This window comes from Amycolatopsis sp. NPDC004772 (assembly GCF_053601215.1).
In genome coordinates, this window is record NZ_JBSGBK010000006.1 from 145,932 (window position 1) to 166,528 (window position 20,597).

General features: G+C 71.7%; 18 protein-coding genes, 1 tRNA gene and 1 pseudogene. 11 read left to right on the forward strand and 9 right to left on the reverse strand.

Going from position 1 to position 20,597, the window contains the following annotated elements; translation table 11 throughout:
- Positions 1–3 precede the first annotated feature (3 nt).
- The 6 genes and pseudogenes from ACWEF6_RS06305 to ACWEF6_RS06330 all read left to right on the forward strand — a co-directional run bounded on the left by ACWEF6_RS06305 (position 4) and on the right by ACWEF6_RS06330 (position 6,820).
- Positions 4–2,196 (forward strand): FtsK/SpoIIIE domain-containing protein, encoded by a 2,193-nt coding sequence (locus ACWEF6_RS06305; RefSeq protein ID WP_449681928.1) that lies wholly within the window; start codon positions 4–6, stop codon positions 2,194–2,196.
- Between the two features lie 234 nt (positions 2,197–2,430).
- Positions 2,431–2,790 carry a hypothetical protein gene (locus tag ACWEF6_RS06310; RefSeq protein ID WP_449681929.1) on the forward strand — a complete coding sequence of 120 codons (360 nt, stop codon included), beginning with the start codon at positions 2,431–2,433 and terminating at the stop codon, positions 2,788–2,790.
- A 26-nt stretch (positions 2,791–2,816) separates the two neighbouring features.
- Positions 2,817–3,299, forward strand: a pseudogene (locus ACWEF6_RS06315) (DNA cytosine methyltransferase); the annotation flags it as partial.
- Positions 3,300–3,633: 334 nt separating this feature from the next.
- Positions 3,634–4,959, forward strand: coding sequence for a DUF3987 domain-containing protein (locus ACWEF6_RS06320; RefSeq protein ID WP_449681930.1), 1,326 nt, complete (start codon positions 3,634–3,636; stop codon positions 4,957–4,959).
- A 186-nt stretch (positions 4,960–5,145) separates the two neighbouring features.
- Positions 5,146–5,448 (forward strand): helix-turn-helix domain-containing protein, encoded by a 303-nt coding sequence (locus tag ACWEF6_RS06325; protein ID WP_449681931.1) that lies wholly within the window; start codon positions 5,146–5,148, stop codon positions 5,446–5,448.
- A gap of 13 nt (positions 5,449–5,461) precedes the next feature.
- A complete protein-coding gene (locus ACWEF6_RS06330; RefSeq protein ID WP_449681932.1) occupies positions 5,462–6,820 on the forward strand; it encodes a tyrosine-type recombinase/integrase in 1,359 nt (452 codons plus the stop codon).
- A 91-nt stretch (positions 6,821–6,911) separates the two neighbouring features.
- Here the strand turns inward: ACWEF6_RS06330 and ACWEF6_RS06335 are convergent.
- Together ACWEF6_RS06335 and ACWEF6_RS06340 are read right to left on the reverse strand one after the other, a co-directional pair.
- A tRNA-Ser gene (locus ACWEF6_RS06335) sits at positions 6,912–6,996 on the reverse strand.
- Between the two features lie 44 nt (positions 6,997–7,040).
- The gene (locus tag ACWEF6_RS06340; RefSeq protein WP_449681933.1) at positions 7,041–7,784 is read right to left on the reverse strand and encodes a PP2C family protein-serine/threonine phosphatase; all 744 of its coding nucleotides are present in this window, start codon (positions 7,782–7,784) and stop codon (positions 7,041–7,043) included.
- Positions 7,785–7,862: 78 nt separating this feature from the next.
- On the opposite strand from ACWEF6_RS06340, the gene ACWEF6_RS06345 reads away from it, so the two are divergent.
- Both ACWEF6_RS06345 and ACWEF6_RS06350 read left to right on the forward strand, forming a co-directional pair.
- Positions 7,863–9,557: an HsdM family class I SAM-dependent methyltransferase gene (locus tag ACWEF6_RS06345; RefSeq protein ID WP_449681934.1), complete on the forward strand. Its 1,695-nt coding sequence runs from the start codon at positions 7,863–7,865 to the stop codon at positions 9,555–9,557.
- Positions 9,558–9,565: 8 nt separating this feature from the next.
- Complete coding sequence (locus ACWEF6_RS06350; protein WP_310969336.1) at positions 9,566–10,456, forward strand: serine/threonine-protein kinase; 891 nt, start codon at positions 9,566–9,568, stop codon at positions 10,454–10,456.
- On the opposite strand, the gene ACWEF6_RS06355 is transcribed toward ACWEF6_RS06350, so the two are convergent.
- Positions 10,446–10,943 (reverse strand): hypothetical protein, encoded by a 498-nt coding sequence (locus ACWEF6_RS06355; RefSeq protein WP_449681935.1) that lies wholly within the window; start codon positions 10,941–10,943, stop codon positions 10,446–10,448. The two genes, ACWEF6_RS06350 and ACWEF6_RS06355, sit on opposite strands and share 11 nt — an antisense overlap.
- 217 nt (positions 10,944–11,160) lie before the next feature.
- Between ACWEF6_RS06355 and ACWEF6_RS06360 the strand changes: the two genes are divergently transcribed.
- Both ACWEF6_RS06360 and ACWEF6_RS06365 read left to right on the forward strand, forming a co-directional pair.
- Complete coding sequence (locus tag ACWEF6_RS06360) at positions 11,161–11,820, forward strand: L,D-transpeptidase (RefSeq protein ID WP_449681936.1); 660 nt, start codon at positions 11,161–11,163, stop codon at positions 11,818–11,820.
- A gap of 111 nt (positions 11,821–11,931) precedes the next feature.
- Positions 11,932–14,907, forward strand: coding sequence for a PQQ-dependent sugar dehydrogenase (locus tag ACWEF6_RS06365; protein WP_449681937.1), 2,976 nt, complete (start codon positions 11,932–11,934; stop codon positions 14,905–14,907).
- Positions 14,908–14,953: 46 nt separating this feature from the next.
- Here the strand turns inward: ACWEF6_RS06365 and ACWEF6_RS06370 are convergent, their stop codons facing one another.
- Positions 14,954–16,477, reverse strand: a complete 1,524-nt coding sequence (locus ACWEF6_RS06370) for a 3-hydroxyacyl-CoA dehydrogenase (RefSeq protein ID WP_449681938.1) — start codon at positions 16,475–16,477, stop codon at positions 14,954–14,956.
- A gap of 37 nt (positions 16,478–16,514) precedes the next feature.
- Positions 16,515–17,186 carry a TetR/AcrR family transcriptional regulator gene (locus ACWEF6_RS06375; RefSeq protein WP_449681939.1) on the reverse strand — a complete coding sequence of 224 codons (672 nt, stop codon included), beginning with the start codon at positions 17,184–17,186 and terminating at the stop codon, positions 16,515–16,517.
- Between the two features lie 125 nt (positions 17,187–17,311).
- On the opposite strand from ACWEF6_RS06375, the gene ACWEF6_RS06380 reads away from it, so the two are divergent.
- Positions 17,312–17,758 carry a nitroreductase family deazaflavin-dependent oxidoreductase gene (locus ACWEF6_RS06380; RefSeq protein ID WP_449681940.1) on the forward strand — a complete coding sequence of 149 codons (447 nt, stop codon included), beginning with the start codon at positions 17,312–17,314 and terminating at the stop codon, positions 17,756–17,758.
- Here the strand turns inward: ACWEF6_RS06380 and ACWEF6_RS06385 are convergent.
- The 4 genes from ACWEF6_RS06385 to ACWEF6_RS06400 all read right to left on the reverse strand — a co-directional run bounded on the left by ACWEF6_RS06385 (position 17,748) and on the right by ACWEF6_RS06400 (position 20,473).
- Complete coding sequence (locus ACWEF6_RS06385) at positions 17,748–17,945, reverse strand: hypothetical protein (RefSeq protein WP_400896558.1); 198 nt, start codon at positions 17,943–17,945, stop codon at positions 17,748–17,750. The genes ACWEF6_RS06380 and ACWEF6_RS06385 overlap by 11 nt on opposite strands.
- 9 nt (positions 17,946–17,954) lie before the next feature.
- On the reverse strand, positions 17,955–18,611 hold the full coding sequence (locus ACWEF6_RS06390) for a response regulator (protein ID WP_449681941.1): 657 nt from the start codon (positions 18,609–18,611) through the stop codon (positions 17,955–17,957).
- Entirely contained in the window at positions 18,608–19,762 is a 1,155-nt protein-coding gene (locus tag ACWEF6_RS06395; protein WP_449681942.1) for a sensor histidine kinase, read from the reverse strand. Before ACWEF6_RS06395 ends, ACWEF6_RS06390 begins: the two co-directional genes overlap by 4 nt.
- Before the next feature lie 102 nt (positions 19,763–19,864).
- Positions 19,865–20,473, reverse strand: coding sequence for a hypothetical protein (locus ACWEF6_RS06400; RefSeq protein ID WP_449681943.1), 609 nt, complete (start codon positions 20,471–20,473; stop codon positions 19,865–19,867).
- Positions 20,474–20,597: the final 124 nt, after the last annotated feature.

The window sequence follows — 20,597 nt, forward strand, 5'->3', positions numbered from 1 at the left end:
CCCGTGAACAACACGCCCGACCCGTTCGAGAACACCCCGGCCGACGCGCCCGTGAACGGCCCCGTGAACACCGACCCGACCGCCACCGACACCGCCGTCACCCGTGCCGGGAACGTCGTCCCGATCCGCCCCGACGCCGCACGCACCCCGGAGGAGATCCCGGAGCAGGACCGGCCCGCCGCCGACGACGGCACGGCGGTCCGGCTGGTCGACCCGCCGGCGACGAAGGCGACGTGGTGGGAGTCCGCCGGCCACGCCACGGCCCGGCCGCTGGTCGCGCGCTGGCTGACCTCCGCCGAGGAGTTCAAGTCGCGGGCTCGGTTCCTGGTCCGCTACGCCGCCCACACCTTCGCGTTCCACGCGCTGCGGGTGCCGGTGTACGTGCCGACGGCGTTCCTGCGTTCGTTCGGCGCGACCGGTCGGCTGGTCGCCCGGCTGCGGGCGTGGGTGTACGACGCGGAGTCCCACCCGGTGCGCATGAACGCCCGCGACCGCTCCGACGCCGAGCTGTACATGAAGCTGCGCGAGATCCGCAACGACACCGTGCGCCGCCGTATGGGACCGGTGATGTTCGCCGTGTGCGTGCTGCTGGCCATCGTGTACCTGTGCATCGCGTTCGTCACGCCGTTCTGGAACTGGACCGGCCTGGTCGTCGCGATGACGCTCGTGGGCTGGTGGGGCGCACCGGCGGACAAGCCGGTCGCCGGCCGCGCCGTGGACTCGGTCAAGACGCCCAAGCTGACGTCGTCGATGATCGAGGATGCCCTGTGCTCTCTCGGCATCGGTGGCCTGAACCAGGCTTACGCCAAGGGAAAGCGCATCGAGTTCCCGAACCCGATCGCCCGCGACGGCGACGGCTGGCGCGCCGACGTCGACCTGCCCTTGGGGGTCACGGCCGGCGACATCATCGCCAAGCGCGACGAGCTGTCCTCCGCCTTGCGCCGCCAGATCGGGTGTGTGTGGCCCGAGGGGGACGCGAAGGTCCACGAAGGACGGTTGGTTCTGTGGGTCGGCGACGTCGACATGTCCAAGGCCAAGCAGAAGCCGTGGCCGCTGGCCAAGCCGGGCGCGACGGTCGACCTGTTCAAGGCCCAGCCGTTCGGCACTGACCAGCGCGGCCGGTGGGTGCCCATCACGCTGATGTTCGCCTCGATGGTGATCGGCGCGGTCCCGCGGATGGGCAAGACCGTCACGCTGCGGGAACTGCTGCTGATCGCCGCTCTGGACCCGCGCGCGGTGCTGTACGCCTACGACCTCAAAGGCACCGGCGACCTTTCGCCGCTGGGGCAGTGCGCGCACGGCTACGGCGTGGGCGATGACCCCGAAGACATCGAACGCATGGTGGTGGAGATGCGGGAGCTTCGCGAGGAGATGCGCCGCCGCACCAAGGTGATCCGCAACCTGCCGGAGTCGGTGTGCCCGGACAACAAGGTCACCCCGGAGTTGGCTGCGCGCAAGGACTTGCGGCTCGCGCCGATCGTGGTCGGCGTGGACGAGTGCCAGGTGTGGTTCGAGCACCCCGAGCACGGCGAGGAGCTGGAGGAGATCTGCACCGACCTGGTCAAGCGCGGCCCCGCGCTGGGGATCACGCTGATCCTGGCCACGCAGCGCCCGGACGCGAAGTCGCTGCCCACCGGGATCTCCGCGAACGCCATCTTGCGGTTCTGCCTCAAGGTGATGGGGCAGCAGGCGAACGACATGGTTCTCGGCACCAGCCAGTACAAGTCCGGGGTGCGGGCCACGATGTTCGCCCGCTCCGACCGGGGTATCGGCTACCTCGCCGGCGAAGGTGACGACGCGCAGATCGTGCGCAGCGTCTACAAGGACGCCACCGACGCCAAGAAGATCGCCGCCGGTGCCCGCGCCCGCCGCGAAGCGCTGGGCAACGTCACCGGCTACGCCGCCGGTGATGCCGTCGACGTCGAGGCCGCGCGGCTGGACCCGCTGGCCGACACCATCGCGGTTTTCCAGCGCGGGGAGGACAAGCTCTGGTCGGATGCCATCGTGACCCGGCTCGCCGAGCTGCGGCCCGCGCAGTACCGGGGCTGGACCGCGCAGAACCTCGCGACCGCGCTCAAGCCCTACGGAGTCAAGCCTAAGCAGGTGTGGAGCACCGACCCCGACACCGGCAAGGGAGCCAACCGCAACGGCTACACCCGCGACGCCCTCACCACCGCCAAGAATAACCGAGCGTAACCAGTCTCGGAGGCTAGGGGCGGTGCGCGTCCTAGGCCGGACCGCCCCTAGACCTAGACCCCTCCTCTAGACACCCGCAGCGGGTGTGAACAGCGCACTAGCGCCCTAGACCGACCTCGCTCCGACCTGCGGAAACACCCGGAAAACCAGGCTAGCGCCATCATCACCCGGCCCTAGCCCTGGCCGAACGCACCCACACACCGTCACCCTGTGTGACCGACGTGAGGACCTGCCTTGACCACGCACATCACCGCCGCCGGCCCGGCCACCCGGGTCACCATCCCGTTCGCCGAGTACCGCTCGCTCACCCTCGATGCCGCCGCCTGGCGACTGCTGGCCACCAGCCCGCACGTCGCGGAACTGCTCGCCGAATGGGTCGAATGGGACCGCCGCCGCACGCTGCGCGAGACCTCGAACGCCGTGTCGGCCGCCGCCGACTGGCGCGCCCTCGCCGCCGCGCCGACTTACGCCGAACTCGAACGCCGCCGCGCCGAAGTCACCCGGCCCGCCCTGACGCCGCACCAGATCCGCGCACAGGCCGTCGCGTCGTGGGCGCGGGTCGAACAGTGGATCGCTACGCGAGAGGTCGCCTGATGACCGCCACCGTCCACACAGCAGCGATGACCGTGCTGGGGCTGTTCTCCGGCATCGGCGGTCTCGAACTCGGCCTGGAACGCGCCGGGATGACCACCGTCGGCCAAGTCGAACTCGATCCGTTCTGCCGCACCGTCCTTTCCCGACACTTCCCGGAGGTCCCGCGCCATGACGACGTCCGCACCGCAGTCCAGTGGTGGCACTCCCAGCACCGTCCCCGGGTGGACGTCGTCGCCGGCGGGTTCCCGTGCCAACCGGCCAGCAACGCCGGACTCATGCTCGGAGAACGGGACCCGCGGTGGCTCTGGCCGGCGATGGCCGACGTCGTCGCCGACCTCCGACCGTCATGGGTCGTGTGGGAGAACGTGCCCGGTCTGCGGACCCGAGGACTCCGGACTGTTCTCGCTGACCTCGATCGTCTCGGGTACCGATGCCGCGTCGGCACGCTCAGCGCTTGTGCCGTGGGTGCCCCACACCTGCGACGCCGCCTGTTCGGCGTGGCCCACGCCCACGGCCTCCGATGCCACCGGCGGCCCGGGGACCTCGGGCCGGTCCGGCGGGGTGAACCTGCGGACCGTGCTCGGTGGGCCGTCGAACCCGACGTGGGTCGAGTGGCTTATGGGGTTCCCCGAGGGGTGGACCGACGTCGCGCCCTCGGCAACGCCGTCGTCCCCGACGCCGCCGAACGCCTCGGACGCCTGATCCTCGCCACCCACCACGCCGCCACCGCCCCCGCGGTAGCCGCCTGAACTCGCCCGCCCATCGGAAGGAACCACGCCGATGACCAGCCCTGCCCGGCCCCTGCGGTCGGTCCCGCCCAACCCCGCCACCGGAGGAGGTGACATGCCCGCGACCGCCACCCTGAACGAGACCGAGGAACGCGCCCGCGCGCAGGTCGCCCACGCCCGCAAGGCGTTGCCCGGTCTGGACTCCGCCGTCTATGACACCTACCTCGGGTGGATCACGCACCAGATCGCCCCGACCACCGAGGCGGACCCGATCGGCATCCTCGCTTCCCTTCTCTGCGCGGCGGGCGTCCACCTGGGACGGTCTCCGCACGTGCGGGCCGGGGACGACTCGCACCCGCTGCTGGTGTGGCCGCTGATCGTCGGGCGCACCGGAGGCGGTCGGAAAGGGGCCGGGTGGGGCTCGGCACGGCGGGTGCTCACGGCCGCGGACGCGGAATTCATGACGGTCAACGTCCGCTCCGGGCTCACCTCCGGGGAAGGGCTCGCCGCGATGTTCGCCGCCGACGAGGACGGGCCCGATGACGACGGCAAGCGCGCACCCGGCGCGCTGCCGCCCGGCGACAAGCGTCTGTTGGTGTTCGAGGCGGAGTGGGCCGGAGTCATGCAGCGGATGAAGCGCGAGGGCAACTCGCTCTCCGCCACCCTGCGCAACGCGTGGGATGGCGGGGACCTGTCCACCCTCGCCGTGTCCGCCCGCATCGCTAAGGACACCCACGTCGGCATTCTTGGGCACATCACGCCGAAGGAGTTCCGCGCCAAGGTGTCCGCCTCCGACCTCGCCGGCGGCACCTATAACCGGTTCCTGCCCATCGCCGTCGCGCAGTGCCAGTTCCTGCCCTTCTCCCAGGGCGCGGACCCGAACCTGATCGAACGGCTCGGCTCCGAGCTGCGCGAGCGACTGACGACCGGCGCGACGTTCGGGACGCTCGGGTTCACCGACGACGCGGTGGAGCTGTGGTGGCGGCTCTACATCGAACTCGGAGGCGACCACGGCGACGCCGAAGGCGGACCGGTCGAGGAGTTCTCCTCTCGCGCGGCGCCGAACTGCCTGCGCATCGCCGGCATCCATGCCGCGCTCGACGGCACGTCGACGATCGGGGTGGCGCACCTGACCGCCGCGGCCGCGCTGGTCCGCTACTCCATCGCCTCCGCCCGCGCCGTCTTCACCGACACCTCCGCCCTGGCCAAGCTCGCAGCGTGGATCGGCGCGGCCGGCGCCGAGGGCCGGACCCGGAAGGCGATTACGGCGGAGTACTTCCGCGGCAACACCCCCGCCGCCGAAGTCACCACGCTGCTGGACCAGCTCAAGGCCGCCGGGCAGATCACCGTCACCACCCGCCCATCGGCCAGCGGCCGAGGCCGTCCGAGCGAGGTCTACACCGCCCGCGCCCCCGACAACCCGACGAACCAAACGAACTAACGAACAAACCCGCTGACCAGCACAAACGCCGACGTCCCGACTTCATTAGTTCGTACCGAACGAACTAAGTCACCGAAGAAACCCCAAGTCAGGCACTTACTTCGTTCCTTCGTTTCCTACGTACCGAGGAGGCCCCGTGCACATCGCCGCCACCCACCGCACCGCAGCACGAAGGGCTCACCACCAATGGCTACCGCCAACGACATCGCCCAGCTCGCCGCCGGCCTCGCCCAGCTCGCCGAACGTCTCGCCACACAGCATGTCGCCGACGCGCGGCCGGCGCCCCGGCCGCTGCCGCCGCGGGTTCTGCTGACCGTCGAAGAGGCCGGGGAACGGCTCGGCATCGGCCGCACCACCGCCTACAGCCTGGTCCGCTCCGGAGAGCTGGAATCCGTCCGCATCGGCCGACTCCGCCGCATCTCCGTATCCGCCATCGACGCGTTCGCTGCCCGTCTGGTCGCCGGTTCCGCTGGCGAGGCCGCCGCCTGAGGAAGGACTTTCAATGGCAAGGAAAAAGCGCCCCGAGGGCACGCGCGCCCCGAACGGTGCGAGCAGCGTCTACTTCAGCGAAAGCGACGGTCACTGGCACGGCCGTGTGACGGTCGGCCGCAAGGACAACGGGAAGCCGGACCGCCGTCACGCGATGTCCAAGGACGAAGCCAAGGTCCGGAACAAGGTGCGGGAGTGGGAGAACGAGCGCGACGAGGGGCGCGTACGGAAGGCAGGGCAGAACTGGACTGTTGAGTCTTGGCTGACGCACTGGCTTGAGAACATCGTCGCGCCACCGACCATCACCGAGAACGCGTGGGACGCGTACGAGGTGGCGTGCCGGGTTCACCTCATCCCGGGCGTGGGTGCACACCGTCTCCAGCGTTCGCACACGGGCGACAGGCTGGAACCCGACCATCTGGAAAAGCTCTACCGCAAGATGATGCGTGAAGGGTCTGCCGCCGGCCGTGTGCATCAGGTGCACCGCACCATCCGGACCGCGCTCAAGGAAGCCAAGAAGCGCAAAATCATCACGGACAATCCGGCGGAATTGGCTCGGGCCCCGAAGGTGGAGGAGCAGGACTACGAGCCGTACGACGTCGACGAGATCCAGCGCATCCTGGAGACCGCCGCGCGTAGGCGAAACAGTGCCCGGTGGGCTATCGCTCTCGCGTTGGGTCTCCGCCAGGGCGAGGCATTGGGGATTCAGTGGCCCGACGTGAACTGGGACCGCTGGGACCGGGCGTGCAAGAAGCACAAGTCCCCGTTCTGTGCAGAGTGCTTCGAGCGCCACACGCCCGAAATCGGCGTGCGGCGGAACCGGCTCCGGCCGAAGTACAAGCACGGTTGCCCGACGCCGTGCGGCCGGAAGTTCGCTGGCTACTGCCCGCAGCGCGTCTCGACGCGCCGGGAGACCGCGCCGACGAAGTCGCGGGCCGGTAAGCGGTACATCGGGCTGCCCAAGCAACTCGCGCTGCTGCTCGTGCGACACCAGGCGGCCCAGGCCCAGGAACGCGCCCTGGCGGCCGACCTCTGGGAGGAGACCGGCTACGTCTTCACCAAGCCGACCGGTCAGCCGCTGGTGCCGAACACCGACTACCACCACTGGAAGGAGCTGTTGCGCGACGCCAAGGTGGGAGAGCGGCGGCTGCACGACGCCCGGCACACCGCCGCGACGGTTCTCCTGCTGCTGGAGGTCCCCGAGCGGACGGTGATGTCCATCATGGGGTGGTCGAGCACGGCCATGGCCGCGCGGTACCAGCACGTGACCGACCGCATCCGCCGGGGCGTGGCCGGCCGGGTCGACGGGCTGCTCTGGGCACCGCCGGACGACGTGGGGAAGAGCGACGACGAGACCCCGGAGGTGGCCTAACCAGGGGCGAATGAGACTAGAACTGAGACTAAGACGGAAAACGCCGGGTGTCCCGAAGTGGGGCACCCGGCGTTTTGCCTGGTTACTGCAGCGGAGGATACAGGATTCGAACCTGCGAGGGTGTGAACCCAACACGCTTTCCAAGCGTGCGCCTTAGGCCGCTCGGCCAATCCTCCGCAGGAGACGATACCGGATGGTCTCCGCCGCCTGTGCAGGTGGGTCAGGCCGTGACGTCGGCGACCACGCAGGTGATGTTGTCCGGGCCGCCGCCTTCGTTGGCCAGGCGGATCAGCTCCGGGATCACCTCGGCCGGCTCCTGGCCGGCGTCCAGGACGTCGCGCAGGGTTGCCTCGGGGACCGGGCCGCTGAGGCCGTCCGAACAGAGCAGGTAGCGGTCGCCGGGCTTGGCCTTGAACGTCCAGATGTCCGGGTCGCCCGAGCCCGCCGTCTGAAGCGCTTTCATCAGCAACGACCGGCGGGGGTGGGACTCGGCGTCCTCCGCGGCGACGCGGCCGTCCTCGACCAGGGCCTGAACCAGCGTGTGGTCGCGGGTCAGCCGGCGCAGGCCGCCCTCGCGCAGGAGGTAGCCGCGGGAGTCGCCGATGTGGGCCGCCGCGAACTCGGTGCCGTCGAACAGCAGGGCCGTCAGCGTCGTGCCCATGCCTTCGGTCGCCGGCTCCTGCGACGCCACTTCGTGCAGCCGATCGGCGATCGACTTGACCACGCCGGTCAGGGTCGCGGCCAGGTCCACGTTCGTCAGATCGAGCCGTCGCAGGTCGACTTCGAGCTCGCGCAGCACGTCCACCGCCGTCGCGCTGGCGACCTCGCCGTGCGGCTGGCCGCCGATGCCGTCGGCGACGGCGAGCAGGCGGGAACTCGCGTACACCGCGTCCTCGTTGACCCGGCGACGCTTCCCGACGTCCGACCCGGCGGCGTACCGCAGGACGTACCGATCGTGTGTCATGTCCCCCATGAAAGCATTGGTTGACTGAGTTCACAAGCGCCTCGGCTGAATGGAGCATCCTCCGATAGAGTCCTCGCCATGGACGACGACGCCACGGTCAGCGCGGCCGACATCGCGCGGCTCGCCGGGGTGGGGCGGGCCGCGGTCAGCAACTGGCGCCGCCGCTACCCGGACTTCCCGCCGCCGGTCGGTGGCACGGCGTCGAGCCCGCTGTTCGGCCTGTCCGCCGTCGCCGCCTGGTTCCGCGCCCGCGGCAAGAAGTTCGAGCTGAGCGCCGGCGAACGCGCGTGGCAGCGCCTGCGCGCCCTCGGTGACGACCTCGACCTCGCCGAGCGCGTCAGCCGCGCGGGCGGCTTCTTCGCCTTCCAGGCCGGCCTCGTCGACACCTTCGACAGCCGGCTCGACGACCCGGAACTGCTCACCCTGCTCAGCGAGCTGACGCACCAGGCGGGGCCGGTCGAAGCGTTCGAGCTGGTGTGCCGCCGGTACTTCGAGGCGCATTCGCGGCGGTTGTCGGCGACGCCGGAGCCGATCGCCGAGCTGATGGCCCGCCTCGCCGGCCCGGTGTCGACGATCCTCGACCCCGCGTGCGGCTTCGGCGCCCTCGCGTTGGCGAGCGGCGCGAAAACCGTGCTGGCGCAGGACAGCGACCCGATGACGGCGTCGATCGCGGCGCTGCGGCTGCGGTTGCGCGGCATCGAGGCGGAGGTCCACGCGGTCGACGCGCTGCGCGAAGACGCCTTTGCCGGCCGCACCGCCGAAGCGGTGCTGTGCGACCCACCGTTCAACGAACGGGCCTGGGGCCACGACGAACTCGTCGGCGACGCGCGCTGGGAGTACGGCCTGCCCCCGCGCGGCGAGCCCGAGCTCGCCTGGGTGCAGCACTGCCTCGCGCACGTCGAACCCGGTGGCACGGTGGCGATCCTGATGCCGGGCGCGGCGGCCGGGCGGCGCAGCGGCAAGCGCATCCGGGGCAACCTGCTGCGCGCGGGCGCGGTCCGCGCGGTCGTCACGCTGACGCCGGCGGGTCCCGACCTCTGGCTGCTGCGGCGGCCGGCTCCCGGTGAGCGCGCGCCGTCCACCGTGCTGCTCGGCGAAGCGGGCGACGAACTGTCCACAGTGGAAGAAATGTGGCAGGAGTTCGGCCACCACCCCGAATCCGGCGTCCGGATCATCGACCTGCTCGACGACGACGTCGACCTGACACCCGCCCGCCGCCGCATCCGGGACGAGGACCCCGGCCAGGCCTTCCAAGCCGTGCGCGCGAAGTTCGAAGAGCTGACTCCGCAGCTGCCACCACTCGAAGCGGCGGACGCCGAGCCGGCGTTCACGACCATCGGCGAGCTGGTCAAGGCCGGCGTCGTCGACGTCCGGCACGCGCCGGTGCGCGCGGACGCCGAACACCCGCTGGCCGAGGCGGGTGACGTCGTCGCGTCGGTGACCGGCATCGCGTACGTCCACAGTGGACCGCCGCGGCCGGTGGGCGCCGGGCTCACCGTGTACCGCGTGGACGACGAGCGGCTGGACGCGGGCTTCCTGGCCGGCTGCCTGCGCGCGGCCGACCTGCCGGCCGCGTCGGCGTCCACCCGGATCGACGGCAGGCGCGTGCGGATCCCGCGGCTGCCGATCGCCGTCCAGCGGGAGTACGGCCGGGTCTTCACCAGGCTCGCCGAGTTCGACACCGTCCTGCGCGAGGCGGCGGAAACGGGCCGTGAGCTGGTCCGGCTAGGCTTCGCAGGACTTGTCGAAGGACGGCTCAGGCCGGGCCACTAGGGGAACGGATGCTGATCGCCGACCGCTACGAGCTCGACGAGCTGCCCCTCGGCCGCGGCGGGATGGGCGCGGTGCACGGCGGGTTCGACCGCAGGCTCGGCCGCCGCGTGGCGATCAAGCTGCTCAGGCTGCCGGGCCGCGACGAAGAGCTCGAAGCCCGCTTCGCGCGCGAAGCCCGGATCCTGGCGACGCTCGACCACCCCGGCGTCCCGACGCTGTACGACTACGGCACCCACGACGACCGGTTGTTCCAGGTCATGCAGTTCGTCGACGGCGTGACGGTGGCCGACCTGCTCGCCGAGCACGGGCCGCTGCCGGTGCCGTGGGCCGCGGCGATCGCGGCGCAGGCGTGCGCGGTGCTGACCGCCGCCCACGCGCTCGCCGTCTGCCACCGCGACCTCAAGCCGTCCAACCTGATGCTCGGGCCCGACGGCGGCGTGAAGGTGATGGACTTCGGGCTGGCCGTGCTCCGCGAAGCCGACGCGGCGCAGTTCACCCGGGCCGGGCAGCTGCTGGGGACCCCGTCCTACATGGCGCCCGAGCAGATCCAGCGGGGCGGCGCCGAACCGCGCAGCGACCTCTACGCGCTGGGCTGCGTGCTGCACGAGATGCTCACCGGGCGGCGGCTCTTCGACGGGCCGACCGCGTACGCGGTGTTCGAGCGGCAGGTCAAGGAGCTGCCGCCGCCGGTGCCGGGTGTCCCGAAACCGTTGAACACGCTGCTCGCCGAGGTGCTGGCCAAGGATCCGGAAGCCCGGCCGGCCGGCGCCGCCGTGCTGTACGAGCGGCTCGGTGCGTTCGTCGGCGGGCTGCCCCCGCTGCCGGGCTTCCTGGTACCGCCGTCGGTGCCGAGCCCGGGCCGGATGTACGCCCGGATGCTGGGCCGCGTCAGCGGGTGACGGCCGGCCGCTGGTCGGCGAGCGGCAGCCCACGCCGCTGGATGCGCCGGTAGGTCGTCGCGTTCTGCACCGCGATGCTCAGGCCGAGGCTGAGCGCGATCGACGCCGAGGTCAGCGGGCCCGTGATGCCGAGTGCGGTACCCAGCGCGATCACGCCGACCCGGACCGCGACCGTCAGCACCCACAGGCCGATCGTGACGGCCGAGCCCTTCTGGAACGTCGTGCCGTCGCGCTCGGTGAGCGTCGTCGTGGTGCTGCGCAGCACGCCGAGCCCGGCGAGCAGCAGCAGGTCGGCGGCGAGCAGGCCCAGCTCGGCGGCGGACGCGCCGGGCAGCGCTTTCAGCGTCAGGTACGCGCCGAAGGCCGTGAGCAGCAGCGGCAGCACGACCAGCGTCCGGCGGCTGAGCAACGTGCCGCGGACCTGCTTGTACACGACCTTGTACAGCACGAAGGCGGCGATGACCGCGTAGAGCAGGACGCTGGACATTTCGAGGCTCCCCTGGATTCGAAGGTTTCCCCAGCTTCGGCGACCGGCGCCCCGGTTTCGTCGGCCCGGGGATCGGATCCGGGTGGATTCCGGTCTCCACCCCCGGGTTGACCGCAGCTACCCAAATCGTGACCTTTCCCGACGAACCTCGAACGGGTGACCACCGTCTTTACCGGTGTCCAAACGCGATGATCGAGACAGCTGGGGGTACCGGATCGTGAAGAGGCTTCTGGCGGGAGCGGCCGCGCTGGCCACCGCGTTCGTGCTGGCCGCGTGCTCCGGCGGGGGCTCGGCCGGTGGCTCGAACGCGGGCGGCGGGGCCGTCGCCGCGGCGGGCACCGGCGGCGGCACGCCGACGACGTCCAGCGCCACCCCCACTCCCACGCCGACCAGCACCGCCACGGTGCCGACGCCCACCACGGCGACCACGAAGGCGGCGCCGACCAGCACCTCGGCCAAGCCGAAGCCCAAGCCGACGCCGAAGCCGGCCCCGAAGCCCGCGGCGGACCCCGGCGTCCCGTGCGCGGCGGCGGCCGCGGCCTCGGGCACCGCCGCCTGCGTCGACCTCTCGGCGCACAAGGCGTGGATCCTGCAGGGCGGCAAGGTCGTCTACGGGCCGGTGCCGATGCTGCCGGGCCGCAAGGGCTACGCGACCCCGACCGGCACGTTCCACGTGCTGTCGAAGGAGAAGATGCACCTGTCGAAGGAATTCGACAACGCGGAGATGCCGAACTCGGTCTTCTTCTACCCGGGCGACGCCTTCCACACGGGCAGCCTCTCGGTGTACTCGCACGGCTGCATCCACCTGTCGCCGGCCGCGTCCCTGAAGTTCTTCAACACGCTGCACATCGGTGACGTCGTGCAGGTCGTCCCGTAATTCACTACGTTCCGTCACGTGGCGTAAGTCACGTTCGGGTGAAGTAGTCGGGATTGCTGCAACCAGTCCCCGCGCTCCCGCGATGAAAGATCATCCGGGAAGGGGTTGGCCATGCGCGCACTTCGCCTGTTGCTGGTGATGGTCCTGGTGGGAGCGCTGCTCCCCGTCGTGTCACAGGAGGTGGCGACGGCGGCGACGCTCCCGCCGGGGTTCGTCCTCCGGGACACCGACACCGGCCTGGGGCCGTACGAGCTCACCGACTTCGCGTACCTGCCCGACAACTCCGTCCTGGCCACCGGCAAGAGCGGAGCCGTCCGCTGGCTGCCGGTCGGCGGAGCCGGCCGCACGATCGCGACGCTGCCGGTCCGCGCCGAGGAGGACCTCGGCCTCGTCGGGCTCGCCGTGGCGCCCGGCTACGCGAGTTCGCGGGCCATCTACCTCACGCGGTCGATCAACGCCGGCAGCGGCTTCGTCATGCGGCTGTCGAAGTTCACCGTGACCGTGGACGCGGCCGGGACGCCCACCGGCCTGACCGGCGAGCAGCCGCTGTTCGAGGTGCCGGGCACGTCCAACGTCCACGGCATCGACGCGGTCATCGCGGCTCCGGACGGGACGCTGTGGCTGTCCGTCGGCGACAGCAGCGACTACCGGATGATGGACCCGGCCGCGCTGCGCGCCCTCGACGTCAACCAGCCCTACGGCAAGATCTTCCACCTGACCGCGTCCGGCCAGGGCGTCCCGGGGAACCCGTACTACGACGCCGCCGACCCCGGCTCGACCGCGAGCAAGGTGTTCGCGCGCGGCTTCCGCAACCCGTTCCGCTTCGGCATCGACCCGAACCTCGGCCTGCCGGTGGCCGGCGACGTCGGCTGGAGCAACTGGGAAGAGGTCGACGTCGTCCAGCGCGGCGCCAACCACGGCTGGCCGTGTTGGGAGGGTAGCCGCCCGACACCCGGCTACAGCGGCCTCGCGGGCTGCGCCGGCGTGCCGAACCAGCCACCCATCCACGAGTACACGCACGGCACCGGGCCGATGAACGGCAACAGCGTCACCGGTGGCATCGTCTACAGTGGATCCAGCTACCCGGCGGCCTACCGCGGCTCGTACTTCTTCGGCGACTACGTGGCGAACAAGGTCTGGACGCTGCGGTACGACGGCCAGGGCAAGCTCAGCCAGGCGCCGGAGAACCCGCCGGTCTTCACCGGCGTCGGCGGCCCGGTGAAGTTCGCGGCGGCGCCGAACGGCGACATCGTCTTCGCCGACATCCTGTCCGGCAACGTGCGCCGCCTGAGCTATTCGGCCGGCAACACCGCGCCGGTGGCCAAGGCGACGACGGCCACGAACCCGGACACCCGCACGGTGTCGTTCGACGGCTCGGCGTCGGTCGACTACGACGACGACCCGCTCGCCTACGACTGGGACTTCGGGGACGGGACCACGGCGGTCGACGCCGGCCCGAAGGTGTCGCACCGCTACCCGGCGGGCACGGCGTCGTTCACCGCGAAGCTGCGCGTCCGGGACCCGCTGGGACTCAGCGGGGAGGCCGCCATCGCCGTCGCGCCCGGCAACCGCACCCCGGTGCTCACCCTGAACACCCCCGGGAACACGACGTTCGCGGTCAACCAGACGGTCTCGGTGAGCGCCACCGCGTCCGACGCCGAGGACGGTGCGCTGCCGATCACCTGGACCACGGCGGTGCGGCACTGCCCGAGCGAAGCGACGTGCCACTCCCACCCGGGCGTCGGCGGGACGGGGTCGAGCTTCTCGCAGCCGTTCACCGCGCACCCGGACTCCCGGATGGAGCTCACCGCGACGGTGACCGACAGCGCGGGCGTCACCACGGCCAAGACGTACCCGGCGCTGCCGCGGCAGCACCGGATCACGCTGCGCGGCACCCAGCCCGCGGAGCTGAGCATCCCGGTGGCGGGCGGGGTCAGCTCGGCCATGGTCACCGAAGGCGCTTCCTTCGACGTCGAGGCGGCGCCGCTGGCCATCGACGGCGTCTCGAAGTTCGCCGGCTGGCAGGGCGGTCCGGCGGATCCCCAGTGGATCGTCACGGTCGGCTCGGCCGACCTGACGCTGACGGCGAACTACGCGACCCCGATCGACCAGCGCTACGGCGGCGACGCGGCGTTGCGCGCGAGCCTCGGCGCGCCGTCGGGGCCGGAAATCACCGACGGCCCGGTCCACTACCGCGGTTACGCGAACGGCCGGCTCTACTGGAGCGCCGGGACGGGCACCCGGTACGTCACCGGCCCGGTGCTGGACAAGTACCTCGCCCTGGGCGGGCACGCCCTGCTCGGGCCGCCGACGTCCGACACGGCCACGACGCCGGACGGCGTGGCCCAGTACAGCCACTTCCTCGCCAACGGCACCGTGGGGTCGATCTACTCGACGGCCGCGACGGGCGCGCACCTCATCACCGGCGAGATCCGCAAGCGGTGGGCGGCGCTGGACTACGAGCGCGGCGTGGGCTACCCGACGACCGACGAGCTGGCCACACCGGACGGTGTCGCGCGGTACAACCACTTCGTCAAGGGTGGCAACGTCGGGTCGATCTACTACACGGTGGCGACCGGCGGGCACGCGATCGCCGGCGAGATCCGGAAGAAGTGGGCGGCGCTGGACTACGAGCGCGGGCTGGGTTATCCGACGACCGACGAGCTGGGGACACCGGACGGCGTCGCCCGCTACAACCACTTCGCCAAGGGCGGCACGGTCGGATCGATCTACTACACGGCCGCGACGGGCGCGCGGGCGATCAACGGCGAGATCCGGAAGAAGTGGGCGGCGCTGGACTACGAGCGCGGGCTGGGGTACCCGACGACCGACGAACTCGCGACCCCGGACGGCCGCGGCCGCTACAACCACTTCACCAAGGGCGGCTCGATCTACTACACGACGGCCACCGGCGCCCACATGGTGAAGGGCGAGATCCGCAACCGCTGGGCGGCGCTCGGCTGGGAGTACTCCTACCTGCGCTACCCGAAATCGGACGAGTACGTGACGAACGGCTGGTACCGCAGCGACTTCGAAGGCGGGTACATCACCTACACCGCCACCGGGTCCCGCGACTTCCGCTGGTGATCCGGCCCGCGGCGTCGCTGAAGTCCGGCCCGTCCGCCAAGTCCTCTTAGGACTGCCGCAGGTCCGCCGGGGTCGTGCCGGCCGTTGTCAGTGGCAGGCCGAGGGCGACGCGCTCGGTGAGCCACGGGCTCGGCCGGTAGCGGGGGTCGCCGGTGGTCGCCGTGAGGCCGTGCAGGATGCGCAGCACCACGTCGCCGCCGACGAGGTCGCCCCAGGCCAGCGGGCCGCGTGGGTAGCCGAGGCCGAGGCGGACCGCCGTGTCGATGTCCTGCGGGGTCGCCAGGTGCTGGCCCGCGATGAAGCAAGCGGTGTTGACGATCGACGCCAGCAGGCGCTGCGCGATCGGGGCGGGCCCGTCGCGGACGACCGTCACCGGGTGGCCGGTCGCGGCCAGCGCGCCCCAGGCGGCGCGGGCCGCCGCCGGGTCGAGTCCCGGGTGGACGGACATCGTCAGCCGGCGTTCGTAGCCGCCCAGCGGATCGACGCCGGCGACGCGGGCCGGCGGCAACCCGGCGCGGACCGCCGCGTCCACTGTGGACTCGCCGTAGAGCGGCACGAGCAGGATCGCGTCCGGGTAGGCGTCGGACACCACCTGCACGCCCGCGGACGACAGCGCGCGGGCGAGGTGCTCGTCCGCGGTGAACACCGGGCTGGCCGGCTTCGGCGGGGCGGCGGGCTCGTCGGCGACCTGCTGCTTGCCGTCGGCGTAGGAGTAGAAGCCTTCGCCGTTCTTCCGCCCGAACAGCCCGGCGGCCACGCGCGGCCGGGTCAGCCACGACGGCCGCAGCCGCGGGTCGCCGTGGAAGCCGCTCCAGATGCTTTCGAGGACGGCGTGCGAGACGTCGAGGCCGGTGAGGTCGAGCAGCTCGAACGGGCCGAGCTTCAGGCCGAGCACGTCCCGGGCGATGCGGTCGACGTCGGCGGGCTCGGCCAGCGCCTCGGCGAGGATCTGCAGCGCCTCGGTGTTCAGGCCGCGGCCGGCGTGGTTGACCAGGAAGCCGGGGGCGTCCTTCGCGAGCACGGGCTCGTGGCCCCAGCTCTTGACGAGTTCGAGCGCCTCGCCGGGCAACCAGCCGTGCGTGCGCGCACCGGGGACGACCTCGACCAGCCGCATCAGTGGCACCGGGTTGAAGAAGTGCAGGCCGACGAGCCGGGCGGGGTCGGCCAGCCCGGCGGCGATCTCGGTGACCGACAGCGAACTCGTGTTCGTCGCGAAGATCGTCTCCTGTGGACAGACGCGTTCGAGGCTCGCGAACAGGGCGCGCTTGGTTTCGAGGTCCTCCCGGACGGCTTCGACCACGAGGTCGACGCCGTCCGCGGGCGCGTCGGGCGCGGCCACGGCGACCAGCCGGCCCTTGACGGCCTGGGCGTCTTCGCTCAACTTGCCCTTGGCGGCGAGCTTGTCCACCATCGCGCCGACGTGATCGATCGCCTCGGTGACGGCCTCGCGCCGGACGTCGGCCAGCTCGACGGTCACCCCCGCGGTCGCGGCCAGCTGGACGATCCCGCGGCCCATCACCCCGGTCCCGATCACCCGGATCCTGCCGACCTGCCCGGCCCACCCCGTCACGTCGTGCCGCCTTCCGCCGTTGGACTCTCGCCCCAGCCTAGAGGCCGACGAACTCCGCCATCCGCCTCGCCGAGTGGGCGAAGAACGCGTCGGCCGGGTCGACGCTGCCGACGTACTGGCCGAACAGGTCGAAGCTGATCGCGCCGAACAGCTGTGTCCACGCCATGAGCAGGCGGGCGACGGTTTCCGGGCCGGCGATGATCCCGAGGGCCTTCGTGAGCGTCTCGGCCTGGGCGCGCAGCTCGGGCGGAACTTCGCCGTCGATGTCCCGCAGCTCGGTGTGGGTGAGGACCTTGACCAGGGCGAGCGCGACGCGGGAGGCCGGCACGACGGTGTCCTGCGGGGCCGCGTACCCGGGGATCGGGGAGCCGTAGATCAGCGCGTACTCGTGGGGGTGCGCGCGGGCCCAGTCGCGGGTGCCCTGCCAGATCGCCACCCAGCGGTCGCGGAGGTCGCCGGTACCGGGGTCGGCGGTTTCGGCCGCCTCGCCGATGGCGTTGTAGGCGTCGACGATCAGGTCGGTCAGCAGCCGGTCGCGGCTCGGGAAGTACCGGTAGATCGCGGACGACACCATGCCGAGCTCCCGGGCGACCGCGCGCAGCGACAGGCCCTGCGCGCCGACCTCGCCGAGCTGGCGGCGGGCCTCGTCCTTGATCTCCTGGGCCAGTTCGGCGCGGGCACGGTCGCGTGCGGTGCGGGGGGCGGTCATGAGATCAGTGTGCCACGACGAGAGCAGTGCACCAAACCGAGAGCAGTGCTCTTGACACGGTGCACTGCTCTCGTGTTCACTGCTCTTAACCGAGAGCACTGCTCTCCCAACCTTCGGAGGACACCATGACCGGGACCCGCTACATCGAGCCGAAGAAGTCGACCAGCGCCTTCAACGAGCTGGTCGCGAAGCTGACGAAGCTGGGCTTGAGCGTCTGGGGCAGCCGGGTGCTGACCGTGGTCGGCCGGAAGAGCGGGGAGCCGCGCTCGGTGCCGGTCAACCTGCTGACCGTCGACGGCGTCCGGTACCTGGTCGCCCCGCGCGGCGAGACGCAGTGGGTTCGCAACCTTCGGGCGGCTGGCCAGGGCACGCTGCGCGTCGGGCGCCGGGTCGAGACGTTCACGTTCCGCGAGCTGGCCCACGACGAGAAGCCGGGCATCCTCCGCGCGTACCTCAAGCGCTGGAAGTTCGAGGTCGGCGTGTTCTTCGACGGCGTCGACGCCAAGGCCTCGGACGAGAAGCTGCGCGAGATCGCCCCGGGCTACCCGATCTTCGAGATCTTCACGAAGTAGGTTTGCGCCGGGTGAGGTTGGCCGCCACCAGGACCACGCCGACCAGGAACGCGGCCAGGCCGATCAGGAACCACAGCTTCTGGCCGGTCATGAAGCTGCCGGTGATGACGCCGATCCCCTGCAGCACCCAAACGGCGCCGACCAGCACGAGCACGACTCCGACCGCGAGGGTGATCCACCGCCTCATCCACCCAGCTTAAGCGGGCGGCACGAGGTTGTGGCGGTAGGCGTAGACCACCGCGTGCACGCGGTCGGGCAGCCCGAGCTTGCTGAGCACGCGCGAGACGTGCGTCTTGACCGTCTCCTCGCCGACGTGCAGCTTCCGCGCGATCTCGGCGTTGCTGCAGGCCCCCGCCAGCAACAGCAGCACCTCGCGCTCGCGGGACGTCAGCCGGGCCAGCTCCGGGGGCTCCGCGGCCGCCGGTTCGAGGACCGCCGCGAACTTCGCCACCAGGCGCCGCGTCACCGACGGGTCGATCAGGGCGTCGCCGCGGGCCGCCACCCTCATCGCCGCGACCAGCTCCTCCGGCGCCAGGCTCTTCAGCAGGAACCCGCTCGCCCCGGCGCGCAGGGCGCGGTAGACGTACTCGTCGGCGTCGTACGTCGTGAGCACCAAGACGCGGGTGTCGTTGCCCGGCGCGGCCAGGATCGCCTCGGTCGCCGCGAGGCCGTCGAGGCGGGGCATGCGGACGTCGAGGACCGCGACGTCCGGGCGGAGGCGGGCGGTCTCGGCGACCGCCTCGCGGCCGTCGGACGCCTCGCCGACGCAGGTGAAGTCGGGCTGGGTGTCGAGGAGCGCGCGCATCCCGGAACGGAACATCGCGTGGTCGTCGGCCAGCAGGACGCGGATCATGTGCTCTCCACCGGGAAGGTCGTGCGCAGCTGCCAGTGGCCGCCGGTCTCGCCGTAGGAGACCTGGCCGCCGAACAGGGTGACGCGCCGGCGGATCCCCGCCAGGCCGCGGGGTGCGTGCTCGTTCTCTTCGGCGCGGCCGGCGCGGAGCCCGTTCGTCACCGTCAGCACGACCTCGGTGCGGCCGTGGTTCAGCTCGACCTCGACCGGGCCCTGGCCGTGGCGCAGGGCGTTGGTCAGGGCCTCCTGCGCGATCCGGTAGAGCGCGATGTCGAGCGAACCGGGCAGTTCGCGGGGCTCGCCGCGCAGCGTCAGGCGGGTGGGCAGGCCGGCCGCGCGGACCGTCTCGACCAGCTCGTCGAGGTTGTCGAGACCGGGCTGTTCGGCGTTGGTCTCGGCGTGCAGGAGGTCGAGCAGCCGGCGCAGGTCGGCCATCGCCGAGCGGCTCGCCGACTCGACCGCGCCGAGCGACTTCCGCACCGCTCCGGCGCCCTCGGGCAGGCCGAGCCGGGCGGCGCCGGCGTGCACGCCGATGGCGCTGACGTGGTGGGAGATGACGTCGTGCAGGTCGCGCGCGATGGTGGTCCGCTCCTCGAGGACGGCCCGCTTGACGGCTTCTTCCTCGTGCTGCCGCCGTTCGTCGGCTTCCCGCTCGAGGTCGGCGATGTAGGCGCGCCGCGCGGTCGTGTACCGGCCGACCAGCCACGGCAGCAGCGCGGAGACGCCGACGTTGATGGCGATGAGCCGCCAGTCGGACGCGGTCCGGCCGCCGCCTTCGATGCAGCCGAGGGTGACGCCGGTGAGCAGGGCGCCGAGCGCGAGCACGGCGGGCCGCGTCCGCAGCCAGGCCCCGGCGCGGTAGCCGGCGATGAGGATCCCGGCGTTGTTGCCGGTGACGTACCCCTGGCACGTGCAGAGGAGGAGCGGGGCGCTCGCGAAGAGCGCGGCGTGGGCGAGGGCGACCCACCCGGAGTAGCGCGCGGCCCCGGCGAGCGCGGCGTTGACGGCGATCCCGGCGGCCAGCACCATCCAGGCCCGCCACCCGGCCTCGGGAAGGGGCCCGCGCAGGGTGAAGAGGGCGGCGTCGCAGACGACGCAGACGAGCGCGACCAGCAGCGACTGCCGTCTCAGCGACCCCCGGATGTCCTGCACACCCGCAACTGTGCCCTACCCGGGGAACGGACGGGAAACGCCCCGATGCGACGTGAGGGGGTGTGCGCGGCACCGGGGCGTTCCCCGACTGGGGGAGGCGGGTCAGTTCGTCGGGCGGGCCGAGTAGCCGCCCCGGCGCTGGCCCGGCTGACGCTGGCCCGGCTCGAAGCCCTTGCCCAACGTCGTCGCGGTGGCCGTCTGACCCTCGACCTTGGCCACCACCGTGACGTTCGTGTCGCCCGTCTTCACGTCGCCCGTCTTCTGGGTCGACGAGTCGAGCGTGTACGTCTGCTTGTAGCCGTCCTTGCTGGTCAGCGTCACCGAAGTGGCGCTCAGCTCGGTGACGTCGCCGGTCTGGAGGCGCTCGGTCGTGTAGCCGCCGCTGCCGTTCGAGACCACGAAGTCGCCGTGGAGGGCGTCGCGCAACGCCGTCATTCCGCCGCCGAAGCCACCGCCCGGCCCCTGGCCGCGGAACTGGCCGCCGCCCGGACCGCCGCCGGGGCCGCCGAAGCCGCCGGGGCCCTGCGCGGAGTTGTCGGCGCTGCTGGTGCCCGCCCAGATCGCCGCGCCGCCGCCCGCCGCGATCACCACGGCGATGCCGGCCGCGATCGCCGTCTTCTTGCCGGACCACCCCTTCTTCGGCGCCGCCGGGGCCGGATCGCCCCAGTTGGCGCCCTCGGGCTGGGTGTTCGGCATCGGCTCGGTCGTCATCGTGTCCTCCGGTGGTGCCCACACTGGTCCCGCTCAGGTTCACCGCCGCGGCTGTGTTTGAGCTGTGCGGAGCGTCAGCGGGCGCTGTGCCTCGATCGCGGGAACCTTCACAGCAAATGCACAG